This is a genomic window from Streptomyces sp. NPDC051940 (assembly GCF_040680895.1).
In the GTDB taxonomy this organism is placed as follows: Bacteria; Actinomycetota; Actinomycetes; order Streptomycetales; family Streptomycetaceae; genus Streptomyces.
On sequence record NZ_JBFAXR010000029.1, the window covers coordinates 1 to 19941 of the forward strand.

At 73.6% G+C, this 19941-nt stretch carries 20 protein-coding genes and 1 other RNA gene; 13 read left to right on the top strand and 8 right to left on the bottom strand.

Features of this window, described 5'->3' with window-relative positions:
- Positions 1-1117: hypothetical protein (locus tag AB0M28_RS14295; protein ID WP_365403113.1), on the bottom strand; the 1117-nt coding region annotated here is incomplete at its 3' end.
- Between the two features lie 211 nt (positions 1118-1328).
- Between AB0M28_RS14295 and AB0M28_RS14300 the strand changes: the two genes are divergently transcribed.
- From AB0M28_RS14300 to AB0M28_RS14315, 4 genes are all read left to right on the top strand, one after another.
- Complete coding sequence (locus AB0M28_RS14300; protein ID WP_365403116.1) at positions 1329-2363, top strand: iron-siderophore ABC transporter substrate-binding protein; 1035 nt, start codon at positions 1329-1331, stop codon at positions 2361-2363.
- A gap of 97 nt (positions 2364-2460) precedes the next feature.
- Positions 2461-3336 (top strand): Nif3-like dinuclear metal center hexameric protein, encoded by an 876-nt coding sequence (locus tag AB0M28_RS14305; protein ID WP_365403119.1) that lies wholly within the window; start codon positions 2461-2463, stop codon positions 3334-3336.
- A complete protein-coding gene (locus AB0M28_RS14310) occupies positions 3333-4076 on the top strand; it encodes a C4-type zinc ribbon domain-containing protein (RefSeq protein WP_365403122.1) in 744 nt (247 codons plus the stop codon). The genes AB0M28_RS14305 and AB0M28_RS14310 overlap by 4 nt, the downstream gene beginning before the upstream one ends.
- Before the next feature lie 11 nt (positions 4077-4087).
- Positions 4088-5227 (top strand): bifunctional RNase H/acid phosphatase, encoded by a 1140-nt coding sequence (locus AB0M28_RS14315; protein ID WP_365403125.1) that lies wholly within the window; start codon positions 4088-4090, stop codon positions 5225-5227.
- 30 nt (positions 5228-5257) lie between these two features.
- Here the strand turns inward: AB0M28_RS14315 and eda are convergent, their stop codons facing one another.
- A complete protein-coding gene (eda, locus tag AB0M28_RS14320) occupies positions 5258-5887 on the bottom strand; it encodes a bifunctional 4-hydroxy-2-oxoglutarate aldolase/2-dehydro-3-deoxy-phosphogluconate aldolase (RefSeq protein WP_365403128.1) in 630 nt (209 codons plus the stop codon).
- Between the two features lie 84 nt (positions 5888-5971).
- Positions 5972-7321 carry a helix-turn-helix domain-containing protein gene (locus AB0M28_RS14325; protein ID WP_365403131.1) on the bottom strand — a complete coding sequence of 450 codons (1350 nt, stop codon included), beginning with the start codon at positions 7319-7321 and terminating at the stop codon, positions 5972-5974.
- A gap of 741 nt (positions 7322-8062) precedes the next feature.
- Between AB0M28_RS14325 and AB0M28_RS14330 the strand changes: the two genes are divergently transcribed.
- Positions 8063-9391, top strand: a complete 1329-nt coding sequence (locus AB0M28_RS14330) for a M64 family metallopeptidase (RefSeq protein ID WP_365403134.1) — start codon at positions 8063-8065, stop codon at positions 9389-9391.
- A 74-nt stretch (positions 9392-9465) separates the two neighbouring features.
- Here the strand turns inward: AB0M28_RS14330 and AB0M28_RS14335 are convergent, their stop codons facing one another.
- Positions 9466-10497 carry an alpha/beta fold hydrolase gene (locus AB0M28_RS14335; protein ID WP_365403137.1) on the bottom strand — a complete coding sequence of 344 codons (1032 nt, stop codon included), beginning with the start codon at positions 10495-10497 and terminating at the stop codon, positions 9466-9468.
- An 88-nt stretch (positions 10498-10585) separates the two neighbouring features.
- A complete protein-coding gene (gene yaaA / locus AB0M28_RS14340) occupies positions 10586-11383 on the bottom strand; it encodes a peroxide stress protein YaaA (RefSeq protein WP_365403279.1) in 798 nt (265 codons plus the stop codon).
- A 122-nt stretch (positions 11384-11505) separates the two neighbouring features.
- On the opposite strand from yaaA, the gene AB0M28_RS14345 reads away from it, so the two are divergent.
- Positions 11506-12981: an RNB domain-containing ribonuclease gene (locus tag AB0M28_RS14345; protein ID WP_365403140.1), complete on the top strand. Its 1476-nt coding sequence runs from the start codon at positions 11506-11508 to the stop codon at positions 12979-12981.
- Here AB0M28_RS14345 and AB0M28_RS14350 read toward each other — a convergent pair.
- Together AB0M28_RS14350 and AB0M28_RS14355 are read right to left on the bottom strand one after the other, a co-directional pair.
- Positions 12876-13730, bottom strand: a complete 855-nt coding sequence (locus AB0M28_RS14350) for a hypothetical protein (RefSeq protein ID WP_365403143.1) — start codon at positions 13728-13730, stop codon at positions 12876-12878. The two genes, AB0M28_RS14345 and AB0M28_RS14350, sit on opposite strands and share 106 nt — an antisense overlap.
- A 104-nt stretch (positions 13731-13834) precedes the next feature.
- Positions 13835-14617, bottom strand: a complete 783-nt coding sequence (locus AB0M28_RS14355; RefSeq protein ID WP_365403145.1) for a MerR family transcriptional regulator — start codon at positions 14615-14617, stop codon at positions 13835-13837.
- A gap of 155 nt (positions 14618-14772) precedes the next feature.
- On the opposite strand from AB0M28_RS14355, the gene AB0M28_RS14360 reads away from it, so the two are divergent.
- Complete coding sequence (locus AB0M28_RS14360; RefSeq protein WP_365403148.1) at positions 14773-15195, top strand: DUF4260 family protein; 423 nt, start codon at positions 14773-14775, stop codon at positions 15193-15195.
- 13 nt (positions 15196-15208) lie between these two features.
- Positions 15209-15709 carry a helix-turn-helix domain-containing protein gene (locus tag AB0M28_RS14365; protein ID WP_365403282.1) on the top strand — a complete coding sequence of 167 codons (501 nt, stop codon included), beginning with the start codon at positions 15209-15211 and terminating at the stop codon, positions 15707-15709.
- Here AB0M28_RS14365 and AB0M28_RS14370 read toward each other — a convergent pair.
- A complete protein-coding gene (locus AB0M28_RS14370; protein ID WP_365403151.1) occupies positions 15699-16163 on the bottom strand; it encodes an OsmC family protein in 465 nt (154 codons plus the stop codon). The genes AB0M28_RS14365 and AB0M28_RS14370 overlap by 11 nt on opposite strands.
- A 30-nt stretch (positions 16164-16193) precedes the next feature.
- On the opposite strand from AB0M28_RS14370, the gene AB0M28_RS14375 reads away from it, so the two are divergent.
- The 5 genes from AB0M28_RS14375 (at position 16194) to AB0M28_RS14395 (ending at position 19824) form a co-directional block, all read left to right on the top strand.
- Complete coding sequence (locus AB0M28_RS14375) at positions 16194-17045, top strand: AraC family transcriptional regulator (RefSeq protein ID WP_365403154.1); 852 nt, start codon at positions 16194-16196, stop codon at positions 17043-17045.
- Between the two features lie 91 nt (positions 17046-17136).
- Positions 17137-18081 carry a DMT family transporter gene (locus AB0M28_RS14380; protein WP_365403157.1) on the top strand — a complete coding sequence of 315 codons (945 nt, stop codon included), beginning with the start codon at positions 17137-17139 and terminating at the stop codon, positions 18079-18081.
- 29 nt (positions 18082-18110) lie between these two features.
- Positions 18111-18689: a Uma2 family endonuclease gene (locus AB0M28_RS14385; protein WP_365403160.1), complete on the top strand. Its 579-nt coding sequence runs from the start codon at positions 18111-18113 to the stop codon at positions 18687-18689.
- A 59-nt stretch (positions 18690-18748) separates the two neighbouring features.
- An RNA gene (rnpB, locus tag AB0M28_RS14390) (RNase P RNA component class A) lies at positions 18749-19150 on the top strand.
- Positions 19151-19308: 158 nt separating this feature from the next.
- Positions 19309-19824, top strand: coding sequence for a DUF664 domain-containing protein (locus tag AB0M28_RS14395; protein ID WP_365403163.1), 516 nt, complete (start codon positions 19309-19311; stop codon positions 19822-19824).
- Positions 19825-19941 lie beyond the last annotated feature (117 nt).

The window sequence follows — 19941 nt, forward strand, 5'->3', positions numbered from 1 at the left end:
CGCGCGGCGTGTGGGGGGTGGGGGGGGCGGGCGCGGGCGGCGGGGGGGGCGCAGGCCCCCGGGCTGCTGCCCGCTCGGGCGGGGCGGGCAGCGTCGCTGCGGGCAGGGGGCCCGGATCCGGCAGGGTGATCCTGGCCAGCCCGCAGAGCTGGTCCTCCGTCGCGTACGGCAGACGGAGCTCGCCGGAGGCGGTCCACAAGGCGGTGCCCGGGACCCAGCCCAGCGGCGGTGGCAGATGGCGAAGTTCGCGGTCCCCGGGCCGCCAGACGCCGAGCCACATGCCCGCCGGTCCGTCCAGCCGCAGGGCCACCCCGCAGCGTTCGGGGGTCAGCACCTGGCCGGGCTGGACGGCGAGCGGGGTGAGCGTCGCGCCGGGCACCCTCAGCGAGAACCGCACCGGGCGCAGACTGCCCAGCACACCCCAGCCGAGACGGTCCTCGCCGGGCGCGTCCGAGCGGACGAGCAGCAGACCGCTGTCCGGATCCGCCAGCAGCAGGCGGTCGTTGCTGTCGTCCGTGATCTGCAGCAGAGGGGTGACGTCTCCGGCGCGCGAAAGGTCGACGGCCACGGTCTTCGTACGGCCGTCGAGTTCGCGGTCCAGTGCCAGCAGCGCCCCGCCGCGGTCCAGCCAGCGGCCGCCCGTGCACCGGCCGGGCACCTCGGCGGCCAGGGCCGGGCCCGGCCCGCCGCCGTGCACCAGCCACACCTTCGTCGAGGCGTCGCCCGGGGCCAGCGCGTACACCTCGCCCCGGTCCACGGCCGGCGGGACGAGTAGCAGCTCCTCCGCCTCGACCGCCCCGCACTGCTGCTCGCCCGTGGCCGGTCCCGAGGGGTAGAGCAGGGAGAGCTGATGCCTGCCGTCGGTGAGCCGGCGGATCAGCACCCGGCCGTCCGGCAGCGGCAGGACCGTGCTCTGCGAGTCCTCGGGCTGCGCACAGGGCAGCGGCACGGTGTACGGCTCGGGGCCGCCCAGCGTCCACCGCTCCGGGTACCAGTTCTCGGCGCGGTCCGTGGCCAGACAGGCGGCGTACGAACCGTCCGCCGCGATCGTGAACCCCGTACGCCGTGCCGTCGTGCCGTCGTCAGCTGTCGTCTCCAGGGCTGCCGTCGTCGTCATGCCGGCTCCACCTCCCGGTGCCCGAACGTAGGGTTCGCACTTCCAGACGAACAACGCGAGTCGGTGACCTTCACACATAAGGGTGGCGGTTGGAGCGTTTGGGCTGCGGGGGTTCGGAAGGGTGTGCTTCGGCAGAGGGCGGTTGTGAATCCGCGTGTCCCGTGTGATTAGGTAAGGCTCACCTAAAGAGCCTTGATCTGGAGAGTTCCCGATGTCCGTACGCCGCCGAGGCATACCCGCCGTCGCCGTGGCCGTCGCAGCCGCCCTGTCCCTCGCCGCCTGCGGGTCCTCCGGATCCGACAGCGGTACGGAGGGCAAGCCGGCGCACGACAAGAAGTCGGTCGCCCAGGGCGGCGAGGACTTCTCCTCCGCCGCGAAGGAGACCGCCGCCCTCGGCACCGACGCGAAGCCGGGCGAGTGGCCGCGCACCATCAAGCACCGGATGGGCGAGACCGTCCTCGAGTCGGAGCCGAAGCGGGTCGTCGTCCTCGACGTCGGCGAGCTGGACAACGTCGTCTCCCTCGGCGTGCAGCCCGTCGGCTACAGCCCCACCGAGGGCGACGACGGCATCCCCGGCTACCTCGCCGCCAAGGCGGGCGAGCCGAAGTCCGTCGGCACGATCAACAACCTCAACCTCGAGGCGATCGCGGGCCTGAAGCCCGATCTGATCCTGGGCAGCGAGCTGCGGGCCGCGGACAAGTACGACGCGCTGTCGAAGATCGCGCCGACCGTCTTCTCCATCCGCCCCGGCTTCACCTGGAAGGAGAACTTCCTGCTGAACGCCGCCGCCCTCGACAAGACCGCGGAGGCGGAGCAGCAGCTGGCCGCGTACCAGGCCGAGGCGGAGAAGCTCGGCGCGGACCTCGGCGCGGACAAGCCGACCATCACCATGCTCCGCTTCATGCCGGGCAAGATCCGGCTGTACGCGAAGGCGTCCTTCATCGGCACGATCCTCGAGGACGTCGGGCTGCCGCGGCCGAAGAACCAGCAGATCAACGATCTGGCGGCGGAGATCAGCCCGGAGCGGATCGACGAGGCCGACGCGGACTGGATCTTCACCGGCGTCTACGGCGACCCGAAGGCCACGGCCCGCACCCAGGCCCAGGGCAACCCCCTGTGGAAGAACCTCGGCGCGGTCAAGGCCGGCCAGGCGAAGGACGTCCCGGACGAGACGTGGTACCTCGGCCTCGGCGTGACCGCGGCCCACGAGGTCCTCGCGGACCTGCGCGAGCAGCTGGTCAAGTAGCCGGCGCCGGGGCCGCGGCCCCGGACCCCACCCCCGCCCGCCCTGGTTGTCCACAGGTGGGCGGGGGTGTCGGCGGTGGGGGCGGTAGCCTTGGGCCGTGCCCGTTCTGCAGGAAGTCATCGCCGCCCTCGAAGCACTCTGGCCCCCCGACCGGGCCGAGTCCTGGGATGCCGTCGGCACCGTCTGCGGTGACCCGGAGGCGGCCGTCACGCGCGTCCTGTTCGCCGTGGATCCCGTCCAGGAGGTCGTCGACGAGGCCGTGAAGCTGGGCGCGGACCTGCTGGTCACGCACCACCCGCTCTATCTGCGCGGCACGTCCACCGTGTCGGCGGCGACCTTCAAGGGCCGCGTCGTCCACACGCTTATCAAGAACGACATCGCGCTGCACGTCGCCCACACCAACGCCGACCGCGCCGACCCCGGCGTCTCCGACGCCCTCGCGGGCGCGCTCGGTCTGCGGATCACCGGGCCGCTCGTCCCCGACGAGACCGATCCCGGCGGCAGGCGCGGCCTCGGCCGCGTCTGCGAGCTCGACACCCCGATGACCCTCGCCGCCTTCGCCGACCTCGCCGCCGCCCGGCTGCCGCGCACCGCGCAGGGCATCCGCGTCGCCGGCGACCCGCACCGCGAGGTGCGCACGGTCGCCGTCTGCGGCGGCTCCGGCGACAGCCTCTTCGCCGATGTACGACGTGCGGGCGCCGACGTCTATCTGACGGCCGACCTGCGCCACCACCCGGTGTCCGAGGCCCAGCAGCAGGGCCTCTCCGGCGACGGCCGCCCGTTCCTGGTGGACGCCGCGCACTGGGCCACCGAATGGCCCTGGTGCGAGCAGGCCGCCGCCCAGCTCGACCAGATCTCCGACCGGAAGGGCTGGGACCTGCGCGTGCATGTCTCGTCCCTGGTCACCGATCCCTGGACGGCTCTCTCCGTCCCGCCCTCCAGCCCTCCTCACTCCACGGAGCATCTCGCTTGAACGCCGCGCCCGCCGACCAGATCCGCCTCCTGGACGTCCAGGCCCTCGACGTCCGGCTGACCCAGCTCGCGCACAAGCGCAAGAACCTGCCCGAGCACGCAGAGATCACCGGCCTCGAGGCCGACCTCAAGCAGCAGCGCGACCTGCTGATCGCCGCCCAGACCGAGGACTCCGACACGGCCCGCGAGCAGACCAAGGCCGAGCAGGACGTCGACCAGGTCCGCCAGCGCGCCGCCCGCGACCAGAAGCGCCTCGACTCCGGCGCCGTCACGTCCCCCAAGGACCTCGAGAACCTGCAGCGCGAGATCGTCTCCCTCGCCCGCCGCCAGAGCGATCTGGAGGACGTCGTCCTGGAGGTCATGGAGCGCCGCGAGTCCGCCCAGGAGCGCGTCACCGAGCTGACCGAGCGGGTGAGCTCCGTCGAGGCGAAGGTCGCCGACGCGACCACCCGCCGCGACACCGTGGTGTCCGAGATCGACGCCGAGGCCGGCACGGTCGGCAAGGAGCGCGAGGTCATCGCGGGCTCGGTGCCCGCAGATCTGCTGAAGCTCTACGACAGGCTGCGCCAGCAGCAGGGCGGTGTCGGCGCGGCCCGGCTCTTCCAGAAGCGCTGCGAGGGCTGCCGCCAGGAGCTGGCGATCACCGAGCTCAACGAGATCCGCGCCGCCGCCCCCGACACGGTGGTGCGGTGCGAGAACTGCAGCCGCATCCTGGTCCGTACGCCCGAGTCCGGCATCTGAGCGCTCGCGTCATGGGCAGGCGTTTCATCGTGGAGGCGGACGGCGGCTCCCGGGGCAACCCGGGGCCCGCGGGCTACGGCGCCCTGGTCCGTGACGCCGCGACCGGCGGCGTACTGGCGGAGGCCGCCGAGTACATCGGGGTCGCGACGAACAACGTCGCCGAGTACCGCGGGCTGGTCGCCGGTCTGCGGGCCGCGCGCGAGCTGGACCCGTCCGCGTCCGTACAGGTGCGGATGGACTCCAAGCTGGTCGTGGAGCAGATGTCGGGCCGCTGGAAGATCAAGCACCCCGACATGAAGCCGCTCGCCGCCGAGGCGCGGGAGGTCCTCCCCGCCGGGCAGGTGTCGTACGAGTGGATCCCGCGCGAGAAGAACAAGCACGCGGACCGGCTCGCCAACGAGGCCATGGACGCGGGCAAGCGGGGCGAGCAGTGGTCACCGCGGGCCTCCTCGGCCGCGCTGCAGGTCGCCGAGGAACCCGAGGCGGAGGAGGCGGAACCCGCGCCCCGGCCCGTCGGCTGGGCGGCGGACCTCGGGACGCCGACGACGCTCGTCCTGCTGCGGCACGGGGAGACCCCGCTGACCCCGCAGAAGCGGTTCTCCGGTACGGGCGATCCGTCGCTGTCCGACGCCGGCCGCCGGCAGGCCGCCTCGGTCGCGTCCCTCCTTGCGTCGCGCGGCACGGTGCAGGCGATCGTCAGCTCGCCGCTGGCCCGGTGCCGGGAGACGGCCTCGGTGGTCGCGGGCCGGCTCGGACTCCAGGTGCGGGTCGAGGACGCGCTGCGGGAGACGGACTTCGGCGCGTGGGAGGGGCTGACGTTCGCGGAGGTCCAGGAGCGCCATCCGGACGATCTGGCGGCGTGGCTGAAGTCCTCGCAGGCCCAGCCGACGGGCGGCGGCGAGTCCTTCGCCGCGGTCGCGCGGCGGGTGGCGGTGGCCCGGGACAAGCTGCTCGCGCGGTACGCGGGCAAGACGGTGCTCGTCGTCACGCATGTGACGCCGGTGAAGACGCTGGTGCGGCTGGCGCTGGGGGCGCCGCCGGAGTCGATGTTCCGGATGGAGCTCGCGGCCGCGTCGCTGTCGGCTGTCGCGTACTACGGGGACGGCAACGCGTCGGTGCGGCTGCTGAACGACACGGCACACCTGCGCTGAGGCGGGTGGCGCCCCCGCGCCCCCGCCCGGTCAGCCCAGGGACGCCGCCTCCGCGGCCAGCTTCTCCACCCGGGCCCAGTCCCCGGCCGCCAGGGCGTCCGCCGGGACCATCCACGAGCCGCCCACGCAGGCGACGTTGGGGAGGGCGAGGTAGGACGGCGCCGAGGCCGGGGTGATGCCGCCCGTGGGGCAGAAACGGGCCTGGGGGAGGGGGGACGCCAGGGACTTCAGGTATGCCGTGCCGCCCGCGGCCTCCGCCGGGAAGAACTTCAGCTCGTCCACCCCCAGCTCCAGCAGCCGCACGACCTCCGACACGGTCGACACCCCGGGCAGGAACGGCACTCCCGTCGCGCGCATCGCGTCCAGCAGCCCCTCGCTCCAGCCGGGGCTGACCAGGAACCGCGCACCAGCCTCGACCGCCCGCGCCGGGTCCCCGGCCCGCACCACGGTGCCGGCGCCGACCACGGCGTCCGGCACCTCGTCCCGTACCGCCCGGATCGCGTCCAGGCCGGCCGCCGTCCGCAGCGTGATCTCGATCGCCGTCAGCCCGCCCCGTACCAGCGCACGCGCCATCGGGACGGCCTGCACGGCGTCGTCGATGACGACGACGGGGATGACGGGGGCGATGGTGAGGACGGAGGTGGGGGCGGTGGCGCTCATGCCGGTCATCCTGCCCGGGTGGGAAACGCCGTGCAACGCGCGTTGCGCGGGGTGCAACGCGTCAGGGGCGGTCCGGTACGGCGCTCACCGGCGGCCCAGCGTGGTGGTCCCCGGTGCCGCTCGGTGGCCGAGGCCCGTGCGGTACGCGTCGAGCGCCGCCTCCGTACGGCCCGCGCGGCGGAAGAGGTCGCCCAGCAGCCGGCAGAGGTCGGCGAGGTCGCCGGCCGCGCCCGCGTTCTCCAGCAGGGACAGGGCGAGGACGTAGTGCTCCTCCGCCGTCTCGTCCGCGCCCCGGTCCTCCGCCATCAGGCCCAGCAGCCGGTGCGCGGCGGCGGCGTGCACGGCGCCGAAGTCCTGGCGGGCCGGGTCCAGCAGGCTGGTGAGCAGCTCCTCGGCCTCGTCCGCCTTGTCGCGGCGGCGCAGTACGTCGGCCAGCTCCACCTCCACCTGCGTGGTGTACAGCACGGCGCGCTTCTCCGCGAGCATGGCGCGGGCCGTACGCAGCTCCTGCTCGGCCAGTTCGAGGTTGTCGTGCTGGGCGTGGACGTAACCGCGCATCCAGTGGCAGTGGGCCAGCTCGGTCCGGATGTGCAGCTGCTGGTACAGGTCGGCGGCCTTGGCGAGTGAGGCGTCGGCCTCCGCTATCCGGCCCTCGGCGATCAGCGTGCGGGCCACCGCGCGGTGCAGGGACGCGATCGCGGCGGGGTCGGAGACCTTCGGGGCCAGGGCGAGGGCCAGTTCGGCGGCCTGGGCGGCGCGGGCGTGGGAGCCGAGGTCCATGTACGGGCCGATGGACGCGGAATGGAGCAGGAGCAGGGCGTCGGGGTCGTTGAGACCGGCGACGTTCAGCTCCTCCAGGGCGGTCTCCAGGAGGTAGATGGAGTAGCGGAGTTCACCGGCGAGCAGATGCGCGACCGCGCGCCCGCGTACGGCGCGTGCGCGCTGGGCGGGCGGGGCGTCGGCGAGGAGGCGCTGCGCCTCCTCGAAGTGCGTGCGGGCGTCCCGCAGCTCGCCCATCTCCATCGCGCAGTGCCCCAGCCCCATCAGGGCGGTGGCCCGTTCGTCGTCCAGGCCGAGTTCGGTGGCCTCCGCGAGCAGCTGCGCGTAGCTCTTCGACGCCTCCGCCGGGTCGCCCGTCGCCAGGGCTCGCTGCGCGTCGGTGAGCTTGGCGCGCAGCACGGTCGCCAGCTGGGCGGGGCGGCCGGTGGCCAGCTCCTCCGCGGAGACGCCGAGGCGTTCGGCGAGATGGCGCAGGGCGGCGGGGGAGGGGTTCACCTTGCCGGCCTCGAGTGTGGAGACGTAGGCCGCGCTGTACGCCGGCTCGGCCAGCTGGCGCTGGGTGAGGCCGAGTTCCGTACGCAGGCGCAGGACGCGTCTGCCGATTTCGGCGGGGGTGTCGCCGCCCAGGGCCGGCAGCTGCTGTTCGGCGGTCATGGCGCCGTCCTTCCTTCCTTCCATCCGTCCGCGCGTCGCGCTGCGCGCTTTAGCGTCCGGGCGGTTGTGTGCCCCGCGGCCCCCCGTGGCCGGTGCGCGTGAGGGCAACTCTATGCAGCGCGGCTCCGTGTGGCACGGGGCCGGAGCGGATCAGTTGGCGAAATCGGCGCACGTGTCGGTACGCGTCCCGCCTTCGGCGGTTGCGGGTGGGCGGGTTGCGTCCGCGGCCGGCGCCGCCCCGCGCCTTCGGCGCCTCGTCCGGCCTTTGCCGGGTGGGCGGTTTGCGTTTGCCGCCGGCGCCGCCCCGCGCCTTCGGCGCGGGGATTGCCCCCACCCACACGCCACCCGTCACCGTTCCGCCAGGTCACCGTCGGCGCCTGGGAGGCCAGGTCGCCCTCGGCGTCTGGGGAGGCGTGCGGTCCCCTCTTGCCTGGTCGCCCTCGGGTGCCTGGGGAGGCGTGCAAGTTCCTTGTCCGGTCGCGCCCGGCGTCGCGGGTGGACCGCAGGTCCCGTGCCCGGGCGCCCCCGGCGCCGCGGGCGGGCCGCAAGTCCCGTGCCCGGCCGCCCCCGGCGCCGCGGCAGGGCCGCAAGTCTCCCCGTATCTCCGGGGATTGACATGTGCATAGGGCGGGCCTAGCTTCTAGTGCGCGCTTAAGTGGCAGTTAAGTGTATTTACTTGGCCGTTTAAGCGTCCGCGGCAGCAAGCCGCAGCCACCCCGCCCGCCCCCCCGGAGGACCCCCGTGCACATACGCCTGGGAAGGCCCGCCTCCGCGGGTCTTGTCGCCGTTGCCCTCGCCCTGATCGGTGCCGCCCTCGCCCCCACAGCGACCGGCGCCGTCTCCGGCGACCGTACCGCCCGCGTCGAGTACTTCACCGACGGCGGGCACGGCCGTACCAAGGACGTGCCCGTCCGGGCGCCGCACCGCGACAGCGCGCGGCCGCTCTCCGCCGTCGAGGCCGCGGCCGACGGGGCCGTGACGCCCCTGTCGCAGACCGGGTCCACCGGCGAGCGGCTCGACGTCGCCGTCATCGGCGACGGCTACACGCTTGCCGAGCAGGACGGCTTCCTGGCGGACGCCCGCGCCCGCTGGGCCGAGGTCAGCGCGATCGAGCCGTACCGCAGCTATACCGGCCTGATGAACGTCTGGGCCGTCGGCGCCGTCTCCAACCAGTCCGGCATCTCCGGCGACCCGACCTCCGACGTCGTACGCGACACCGCCCTCGGCAGCTACTTCTGGTGCGACGGCATCGAGCGCCTGATCTGCGCCGACCTGGACAAGGTCAAGTCCTACGCCGATCTCGCCCCTGCGGCCGACCTGGTGGTCGTCATCTCCAACTCCGCCAAGTACGGCGGCGCCGGCTACCAGGAGCTGCAGGACGACTACGGCTACGCGGGCGTCTCAACCCTCTCCTCCGACAACGCCCGCTCCAGCCTGATCGCCGCGCACGAGATCGGCCACTCCATCGGCTTCCTGGCCGACGAGTACACGTACCCGACCTACGGCACGTACCACGGCGGCGAGGTCCCGTACCCCAACTCCTCCGTGCTCACCGCCGACCGGATGGCCGCCCGGCAGACGAAGTGGCACCGCTGGCTGGGCGAGGCCGATCCGTCGGGCGGCACCGTGGGCACGTACGAGGGAGCCTTCTACCACCCGCTGGGCATCTACCGCCCCACCCAGACCTCGATCATGCTCACGCTCGCGAGCACGGAGTTCAACCTCCCCAGCCGCGAGGCACTGATCGCCGGCTTCTACGACTACGCCGTCCCCCTCAGCGGCGCCTCCGGCGGCGCCACCGCGACGGACCGCGACACCCCGGTCTCCGTCACCCTCGCCCCGCTCACCCCCGGGCTGTCGGACCTGCAGGTCCGCTGGTACGTCGACGGCCGCGAGGCGACCGCGGCCCGCGGCGCCACCCAGGTCGTGCCGGGCGACCTCGGCGTCCCAGCCGGCGACGGCCGCACCCACGCGGTGCAGGCCCGGGTCACCGACATGACGGCGTCGCTCCGCGACCCGGACCTGCGCGCCGGTACGACGGCGACGCGGACGTGGCTGGTGACCGGCTGACCCCGGGCGGGGTACGCGGAACGATCCGACGCGGTACCCCGCCCGCGACCGCTCACCGGCCCCACACCGGCGGCTCACCCCAGACGCCGCTCCAGGAACGCCAGCGTCGCCCGCATCGACGCCGGCCACTGGGGGCCGAACGTGTGCCCCTCGCCCCGGTAGACGCGCAGCTCCACGTCCTTGCCGGCGCGTTCGAGGGCCGCCACCGTCTGCCGTGTCCAGCGGATGGGGCAGCTGGTGTCCTGTGTGCCGTGGTGGATCAGCAGCGGTTCGGTGATCCGGTCGAAGTACGTGGCGGGGGAGACCTGCCGCCAGAACTCCGGGTCCGACCGGGGCGTTCCGTGCTTGCGCTCGATGCGGCCCACGACCGGGTCGTCGTTCGGGCGCTGGAACCGGTCGATGTTCTCCTCCGGCCGGGAGCTCACCGGCGCGAACACCACCGCCGCGTCCACCAGTCCGGGCGCCGCGACCAGCGTGTTGTACACCACGCCGCCGCCCATGGAGCGGCCCAGCAGGCCGATCCGCCCGCCGTCGATCTCCGGGCGGCCGGAGGCGCGCAGCGCCAGGACCGCGCCGATCACGTCCTTCGTGTAACCGAGGCGCAGGTCGACGTCGTTGTCCGGATCCTTGTCGGAGCCGGCGTGGTTGCGGTAGTCGGTGTGCAGGACGACGTAGCCGTTGCGGGCCAGCAGGTCCTGTTCGCGGGCGAGTCCGCGGCCGGTGGTGTAGATGTCCGGGTCGATGTGCCCGTGGGTGAGCACGAGCGCGGGGAACGGGCCGTCGCCGCGCGGGATGTTCATGATGCCCGAGATCGTCAGGCCGTCGGTCCGGTACGTGACCTCGTAGCCCGTGTACGAGCCGGTGCGCACCCGTACGCGGCCCAGCCGCAGGTCCGAGCCGTCGTGCTCGTGCTCGATCAGGGCCGGGATCGACACCGGGTCCACGGGACCCGGCGACGGCGAGGGAGACGGAGACGTAGACGGTGACGCGGACCGGCTGGGCGGTGCCGTGGTGGGCGCCGCGTCCGTCCCGCCGCCGTCCGTGCAGCCGGTGGCGACCGCCAGGGCCAGCCCGGCGGCGGTGTGGGCCACGGTCCGCAACCGCATACTCCCAGTATCGCCTTCGGGCTCGGCACGCCCGAAGGGGGCGAGGCCGAATGTCACCGAACGTACATCCACCCCCGTCCCCCAGGCCTCAGAGCTCCCTGACCACCACGTCCAGCTGCCAGGCCCGCCCGCCCCGCGCGGGCGCCTGCGCCTCCACGACGTACCCCAGATCCCGCAGCGCCTCGACGAGCTCCGCCGGGCGGCGCGGGCGGATGCCCTCGGTGAGCAGGGAGCGGACGATGCGGCCCTTCGTCGCCTTGTTGAAGTGGCTGACCACCGACCGCTTCTCCACGCCGTCCACCAGCTGCGCGTGCAGCACCCGCACCGTCGCCGTCCGCTCCGCCGGCGCGCCCTGCGGCTTCCACGCCGCCGCGTACGCCGAGGAGCGCAGGTCCAGCACCAGACCGCCGCCCGCCGCCTCGGGCAGGACGTCGGCCATCGCCGTACGCCAGTACGTGCCCAGCGCGCCCGTCCCGGGCAGGCTGACGCCCATCGAGCAGCGGTAGGCCGGGATGCGGTCGCCCACCCGGACCGCGCCCCACAGGCCGGAGAAGATGAGCAGCTGGGCGCCCGCCCGGCGCTTGGCCGCCGGGCTGAGGGACGCCAGGTCCAGCGCGTCGTACAGCACCCCGCTGTAGATCTGGCCCGCCGGGCGGGTGGGTGCGGTGCGCAGCGCGGCGTTCTTCGCGACCTCGCCGCGCAGCCCCTCGCTGAGACTGAGCGCCTGCACGGCCTTGTCCTCGTCCCCGCGGCACAGCGTCACCAGGGCGTCCAGCACGGCCTCCCGCGCGGGCGCCAGCCCGGGCAGGGACAGCGAGCCGGGGTCGAGCGGCGCGCCGCGGCGGCCGGCGGCCTTGCCCTCCGAGGGCGGGAGGAGCACTAGCACGGGGTTCTCCTTGAGGTGTTCGGTGTCGCGCGCCGGGACGAGTCTGCCGTACCGGGGCATGCGTACGCGCACCTGGGTCAGCCGGGGAGCCAGGTCCACCGGTCCCGTTTAGGGTGATATGCGTGCCCCATCGTTTGATGCGCTGCAGCGCTGCCGCCGCCGACACAGCGCTCACCCGCGCCCTGCGTGAGCTGCGCGTCCAGGCGCAGGTGCCGTCCGGTTTCCCGCCGGACGTGCTCGACGAGGCGGAGGCCGTCGCCAAGGCCCCCGCCCTGCCGGAGCGGGACGCCACCGACATCCCCTTCTTCACCATCGACCCGGCCGGCTCGATGGACCTCGACCAGGCCATGTACCTAACACGCGCCTCCTCCGGCGGCTACCGCGTGCTGTACGCCATCGCCGACATCGCCGCCTGGGTGCGGCCGGGCGGGGCCCTGGACACCGAGGCGCACAAGCGGGTGACCACGCTCTACTTCCCCGACGAGCGCGTCCCCCTGCACCCCCCGTCCCTCTCCGAGGGCGCCGCCAGCCTGCTGCCCGACCAGACCGCGCCCGCCCTGCTCTGGCAGATCGACCTGGACTCCACCGGCGAGGTCAAGACCGCGAGCGTCGAGCGCGCGCTGGTGCGCAGCCGCGCCCGGCTGGACTACGACGGCGTGCAGAAGGACATCGACGAGGGCACCGCCGAGGAGCCCCTGGCCCTGCTGCGCGACATCGGCGTGCTGCGCGAGGAGCAGGAGCGCGCCCGCGGCGGCATCTCGCTCGGCGTACCGGAGCAGGAGATCATCGCCCGGGACGGCGGCCGGTACGACCTGGAGTACCGCGCGCCGCTCCCCGCCGACGGCTGGAACGCCCAGATCTCCCTGCTGACGGGCATGGTCGCCGCCGACATGATGCTCCGCGCCGGCACCGGCGTGCTGCGTACGCTGCCGCCCGCCGCGCCCGCCGCGCTGGCCTATCTGCGCCGCGTGGCCCGCGCTCTGGACGTCGACTGGCCCAAGGACCGCGACTACACCGACGTCATCCGCTCCCTCAACCCGCAGCGCGCCAACCACGCCGCGTTCCTCCAGGAGTGCACCGGCCTGCTGCGCGGCGCCGGCTACACCGTGTTCGACGGGGCGCCCCCCGAGGCCCGCGAGCACACGGCCGTCGCCGACGAGTACGCCCACGCCACCGCGCCCCTGCGCCGCCTCGTCGACCGCTACACCGGCGAGCTGTGCCTGGCCGCCTGCGCCGGACAGGAGCCGCCCGACTGGGTGCGCGAGGCGCTGCCCGCCCTCCCGGAGGAGATGGCGCAGGGCACGACGCGGGCGAACAAGCTGGAGCGCGGCTGCGTCGACCTCGTCGAGGCCGCGCTGATGAGCGACCGGATCGGGGAGGAGTTCGACAGCCGGGTCGTCGACGTCGACGAGCGCAGACCGACGCGCGGGACGGTCCAGTTGTACGAGCCCGCGGTCATCGGCCGCGTCGACGGGCCCGAGCTGCCGCTGGGTCACCGGCTGCGGGTGCGGCTGGTCTCCGCCGAACCGGGGGTCACGCCCGTGCGCTTCGCGCCGGCGGAGAGCGCCGACACGGCGGACCTCGGGTCGTCGGCGTAGAACCGGAAGGCGCTCGCCTCGCCCCGCTGCCCCAGCGCCCGGGTGAAGGGGACGGGTCCGGTGAGCCGGACGGTGACGTTCGTCTGGCTCGCCACCGCGAGGTCGGCGGTGCCGTCCTCGGCCGCGGAGAGCAGCGGGCGTTCGGGGTAGCGGCGGTCGAGGTGCGCGGAGGCGATCAGCTCCGCCGGTATCCGCACGTCCACCAGCGCCCCGTACCGCAGCCGCAGTGAGCCGTCCGCGCCGATGACGTGCGGCCGTACGACGCAGGAGGCGTGCAGGGCGACGATGAAGTACAGCCCCCACACGTCGAGCACCGTCACGACGAGGTGCACCGCCGGCCACCGCAGCAGCGCGAAGTACAGCGCCACGGTCTCGACGACGGAGACGAACAGGAAGCCGAAGACCACCATCGCCTGGCCGGCGGTGTACTTCACCGTCGTGCCGCCCGCCGGCACGCCGTGCGGCCCCCGCCTGGCCAGCCACCGCAGGCAGCTCGTCCCCAGGTTCACCTCGTGCACGGTCAGCTTGACGACGGCCGCCGGCACGGTGTCGGCGACGGCCGCTCGCAGCGCGGAACGGCTGTCGGTTCCGGCGGCGCGGTGCCGGCGGTAGTCGAGCGTGAGAAGGGTGCCGCCGCCCGCCAGGAGGGCGAGCATCGCCAACTCGACGCCCGCTCGCAGCGGCGAAGGGACGTCGATCCGCCCGACGAGGCAGACGATGACGACCAGCTCGAGGGGGAGCAGGGCCACGCACCCCCAGCGCACGGACCTGCGGAGGGCGGTGACCTGGCGCCGATCCGCAGTACCGGGGGCGGTCACCGGTCCGCCTTCCGCGGCAGGGGGGCCGGGGGCGGTCATCGGGCACGCTCCCGCAGCAGCTCGATGGTGCGGCGTACGGCGGCCTCCTGCGCGGGTGCGAAGTCCGCGAAGAACGCCTCCGCGAAAGCGCCGCCGACCTCTTCCTCGTCCTCCGGAACGGACAGCACCTCCGGCGGGATGGTCGCGACGATCGCCCGCGCCGTCCGCTCCACGCGCGGATCGTCCACGGCGGCGTCCGCCAGCTCGTCGAGCCGGTGGTAGACGTCGTACGCCCGCCGCATCGCGTCGGGGTCGGAGTCCAGGGCCCGCATCATGCCGTGCAGCCAGTCGCCGCCGCCGTGCCCGGTCGTCTCCAGGAAGGCCAGCAGCTCCCGCTCCTTGGCCGCCATGGCCGGCTCGGGGCCGGGCAACTCGGCGGAGGCGCGGGCCATGGTGCCGAAGAGGGCGGCGAGTTCCGGGGAGACCGGTGCCTCGGCGGGCAGCCGCCCGTCCGCCTCCGCCTGCTTCAGCAACAGCGCCAGCCGCTCGCGCCGCTGCCGGATGGCCTTCTCCTGCCGGGCCAGATCGGCGTCCAGCTCGGCCAGCACCTCCACGAGGTCCTTCCCGGCGTCGTCGGCGAGTACGTCCCGTACCTCGTCGAGGCTCAGCCCCAGCTCGGAGAGCCGCCGGATCCGGGCGAGCTCGACGGCGTCGCGCAGCGCGTACTCGCGGTAGCCGTTGGGCTGCCGCGGGGGCTCGGGCAGCAGCCCGATGCGGTGGTAGTGCCGCACGGCGCGCGTGGTGATGCCGGCGAGGGCGGCGAGCTCTCCGATTCGCATGACACCAGTAGAAACGTTGTCGCTGCGACAAGGTCAAGCGGCTCGGGTGCGTGGGGGGTGCGCCTGGCGGAGGCTTGACCGGCTAACGGTGTTAGCCTTACCGTATGGCTAACACTGTTAGCCGAACGGCCTGCCACCCGGAAGGGACCCCGCCCATGAGCACCGCGCCCCTCGCCCCCGCCGCCCGCACCCTCCCCGCCCTCCGGCTCGCCCGGCGGCTCGCCTGGCTGGCCAACGCGCTCTTCTGGAGCGCCTTCGCCGTCCTGGAGGGCGTCAACCACGGCTGGCTCGCGACGGCCTTCGCCGTCTTCTTCTTCATCGCCCCGGACCTGACGTTCCTCGTCGGCGCCAAGGACACCGCCGGTCTCGTCCGCGGACAGCTGCCGGCCCGCACCGTGCCGTACTACAACGCCGCGCACCGCGCCCTGGTCCCCGTCGCCCTGATGGCCCTGTACGTCGTCGTCCCGGTCGTCTGGGCGCCCGCCTTCGCGGCGCTGTGCGGCTGGCTGGCCCACATCTCGTACGATCGCGCCCTCGGCTACGGACTTCGTACGAAGGAGGGCTTCCAGCGTGGCTGACGCACCGGACGGGCTGGGCCCGCGGGCCCGCCAGATCGTGGCCGCCGCCCGCGCGCTGCTGGAGGAGGAGGGCGCCGACGCGCTCACCATGCGCCGGCTGGCGGACCGCCTCGGCATCAAGGCGCCCTCGCTCTACAAGCACTTCCCCGACAAGGCGGCCGTCGCGACGCAGCTGACGGCGGTGGCCTTCACGGAGCTGGCCGCTGCCCTGGAGGCGGCCGACGACGACTCCTTCCCCGCGCTGGCCGCCGCGTACCGGGCGTACGCCCTGGCCCACCCGCATCTGTACACCCTGTCCACCGACCGCCCCCTGCACCGCGACGAGCTGCCCCCGGGGGTGGAGGACCGGGCCGCCGCCCCGCTGCTGCGCGCGGTGGACGGCGACGCGGACCGTGCGCGGGCGGCCTGGGCGTTCGCGCACGGCATGGTGGCCCTGGAGCTCGCCGGGCGCTTCCCGCCGGACGCGGACCTGGACGGGGCGTGGCGGGCGGGGGCGGCCGCGTTCACGCCGTGACGTGCGCCTCCACCCGGACGGGGAAGCGCACCGAGTTGGCCACGAACGACCGCTCCACCGCCACGGCGTGCAGGGCCCTTGCCCGCTCGGCCGTCGCCGGATCCGCGACCGTCACCCGGGGCCGCAGCACCACCTCGCCGACGTGGTCCGTGTCCCCCTCGACCAGCAGACCGGTCGCGGTGTCCTCGTACGACGTGACGACGACGCCGTCCGCCGTACACAGGTGTAGGTACCAGAGCAGATGGGCCTGGGCGACGGCGGCGGTGAGCAGTTGCTCCGGATTCCAGCGGTCGGCGTCCCCGCGGAACGCGCCGACGTCCGCGCTGCCGGGGATCGGCGGCGGACCGGCGGCCGTGATCTCGTGCGCGCGGGGGTACGCCTCATGGGAGCGGGTGCCGCTGTCGGGACCGCCCGACCAGCGGACGCGGATCTCGTACGGATACTCCGTGGCCACGGCCCCCGAGCGTAAAGCAGAATGCGCCCCATGGGGGCCGCCGCACCGCACTCCGCCCGCACCGGTGGGTCCGGGGACACCGCGACCTGGACCCGGGCCGAACTCGGCCCCGGCCAGGCCCTCGACCTGATCACGGCCCGCTTCACCACCCACCGCTACGCCCCGCACTGCCACGACGAGTTCGCCCTCGGCATCTGTACGGGGGGCAGCTCCACCATCGACTACCGCGGCGCCCGCCACCGCGTCGGCCCCGGCAGCATCGTGCTGCTCGCGCCCGGCGAGGCGCACACGGGCGGCCCGACGGCCGGCGACGGGTACGCGTACCGGGGGCTGTACCCGACGATGCCGCTGCTCACCGAGGGCGTGACGGCGGCCGCGCACTTCCGCGAGCCGGTCATCGACGACGCCGAGCTGGCCGCGGCGCTGCTCGCCGCGCACCGCTCGGTGAGCGCGACGGGGGAGCGGTTGGAGGCCGAGTCGCGGCTGCCCCCGCTGCTGACGGCACTCTCGCGCCGCCACGGCCGGGCCACACCGGTACGGGACGTCGTACCGGGCACGCCGGGCATCGCCCGCGCGGTGCGCGACCGGCTCGCCGACGAACTGCGGGCCCCGCCGTCCCTGGCCGAGATCGGCACGGACCTGGGCCTGTCGCGGTACCAGGTGCTGCGCGCGTTCCGGGACGCGATGGGGATGCCGCCGTACGCCTGGCTGGCGCAGCACCGGGTGACCCGCGCGCGGGCGCTGCTGGCGGCGGGGGTCCGCCCGGCGGAGGCGGCGGCGCTGGTGGGCTTCGCGGACCAGGCGCATCTGACGCGGTGGTTCCGCCGGGTGGTGGGGGTGACGCCGGCGGTGTACCGGGCGGGGGTGGCGGGGCGCGGGTGAGGGCGCGCAACGGCGTTCAAGACGGGGGCGCGGGTGAGGGTGCGCAACGGCGTTCAAGACGGGGGCGCGGGGCGCGCCGGACGCTGACCGTATGACTGCGCGTGGCTGGTTCCTCTTCTCCCTGATGGGCGTGCTCTGGGGCATCCCGTACCTGATGATCAAGGTGGCGGTGGACGGCGTGTCCCCGTCGGGCGTCGTCTTCGTCCGCTGCCTGCTGGGTGCCGCCCTCCTGCTGCCGTTCGCCCTGCGCGGGGGCGGCTTCCTCGCGACCGTACGGGCCCACTGGCTCCCCATGCTTGCCTTCGCGTGCATCGAGATCATCGGCCCGTGGTGGACGCTGACGGACGCGGAGAGGCACCTCTCCAGCTCGCTCGCGGGCCTGCTCATCGCCGCCGTCCCGGTCCTGGGCATCGCCCTCGCCCGTCTCTTCGGCGACACCGAGCGCCTCAGCGCCCGCCGCTGGCTGGGCCTGCTGCTGGGCTTCGGCGGGGTCGCCCTGCTGGCGGCGCCGGAGCTGAGCGGCGGCTCGGCGTGGGCGATCACGGAGGTCCTGCTGACGGCGCTGGGCTACGCGACGGCGCCGCTGATCATGACGCGCTGGCTGAAGGACGTCCCGACGCTGCGCCTGATCGTCCCGTGCCTGCTGCTGGCGGCGGCGGTGTACGCCCCGGCGGGCATCGCCGGCCGGCCGGCCGAGGTGCCCTCGGCGGCGGTCCTGACCTCGCTGGCCGGCCTCGGCGTCTTCTGCACGGCGCTGGCGTTCGTCGTGTTCCTGGAGCTGATCAAGGAGGTCGGCCCGACCCGGGCGGTGGTCTTCACGTACGTCAACCCGGCGGTGGCGGTGGCGGCGGGGGTGGCGTTCCTGTCGGAGCCGCTGACGGCGGCGATCGTGAGGTCGTTCGGGCTGATCCTGACGGGGTCGGTGCTGGCGACGTCGTCGCAGCAGGAAGGACTGGCTGACCAGGACGTACCGGCTGTGCCACGATCGAGGGAACGTGACGGACTCCGCAGCTTGCGGGACTCGCGGGATGCCTAGCCTTGCGGCGATCAAGGAAGGGGTGTGACATGAGCGCCATGGCACACGAACCGCTCACGCAGGAAGAGGTCCTGCTGGAGGGCTTCCTCGCACTGGACGCACCCGAGGGTTTCCGGGTCGAGCTGCTCGAGGGGGAGATCGTCGTGACACCGCCGCCGGATGGAGAGCACGAGGACTACATCAACACGATCGTCAAACAGCTGATCAGACGGTCCGCGACGGAGGTCGACGTCTCCGGCAACAAGGGCCTCAAGATCCCGCGCGGCGGCCCGTGTCCGAAGAACCACGTGATCCCGGACCTCACGGTCGCAGCCACTGACCTGCGCCTCTTCCGTGATGCCGACCCTTGGATGCCATGCGACGGTGTCGCGCTGGTCCTCGAAGTGACGTCGACGAAGGCCGATCGCGACCGGACCGCCAAGCGCCACTGCTACGCCCGCGGCGCCATCCCGCTCTATCTGCTCGTGGACCGGGAGCAGTCGTCGGTGACGCTGTTCTCCGATCCGGCGGGGGAGGACTACCTCCAGCTCTCCACCGTCCCCTTCGGCAAGAAGCTCACCCTCCCCGCACCCTTCTCCTTCGACCTGGACACCGCCGAGCTGGCGTGACGGAGCCCCGCCCGGCCGAGGGCCGTGATCTCTGCGGGTACCATGGCTCGTACGGCGGACGAGCCGGCCGGGCGGCCGCGTCAGCCCCTTACGGGGCTGCCGAGGAACGTCCGGGCTCCACAGGGCAGGGTGGTGGCTAACGGCCACCCGGGGTGACCCGCGGGACAGTGCCACAGAAAACAGACCGCCGGGGGCTTCGGCCCCCGGTAAGGGTGAAACGGCGGTGTAAGAGACCACCAGCGCCCGAGGCGACTCGGGCGGCTAGGTAAACCCCACCCGGAGCAAGGTCAAGAGGGGCCATCGACAGATGACCCTGCGCGAGCGTTCGAGGGCTGCCCGCCCGAGCCCGCGGGTAGACCGCTAGAGGCCGGCGGCAACGCCGGCCGTAGATGGATGGCCGCCTCCCCCGGCGCCGCAAGGCCACGGGGAGACAGAACCCGGCGTACAGGCCGACTCGTCCGCCGCCAGCTGGGACTTGATCTCTGGGAAGGGCCTCCGACCTCCGTCGGAGGCCCTTCTGAGTGCCTTCACGGGGATGGTTCCAGTTCAAGGCGCTCCCCCTCTGTACACAGGTGGTGCCGGAGGTGAGGATGTGGCGCATGAGTAACGTGAGTGCGGTATGACCGCCGTGGTGGACGCCGAGATCGCGGCGCTGCTTCGTTGTCTGCAGGTGCAGCGGAAGCATGTGCTGGGTGTGTTGGACGGGCTCGATGACGAGGCGTTGCGGCGGTCCGTCCTGCCTTCGGGCTGGAACTGCCTGGGGATGGTGCAGCATCTCGCGCTGAGCGTCGAGCGGTTCTGGTTCCAGGCCGTGGTGGCGGGGGACAAGGACGTCATCGCCGGGCTAGAGGGGATGGACAGTCCGTGGCGGGTGGCGGAGGGGATATCGGCCGCCGGCGTTCTGGAGCGGTATCGGGCCGAGGCGTCCCGGGCGGACGCGATCATCGCCGCCGCCGCCGGTGACGACGCCCTGGCCTGGTGGCCGCCCAGCACCGACGAGACCCACGGCGAGCAGTATCTGCACACCGTGCGGGACGTTCTGCTGCACGTGATCACCGAAACCGCGTGCCATGCCGGCCACCTCGACGCGGTACGCGAACTCGTCGACGGCCGGCAGTGGCTCGTGAACACCTAGACCGCCGGGTCATCCTCGCCGTGAACGGACCTCTCCGCTTCAGCGGGCGCCACTTACAATTCATCGCGCCGCAACCCCGCCGCCCCCGCCGAGAGGTAGTTCCGTAGATGAAGCGCA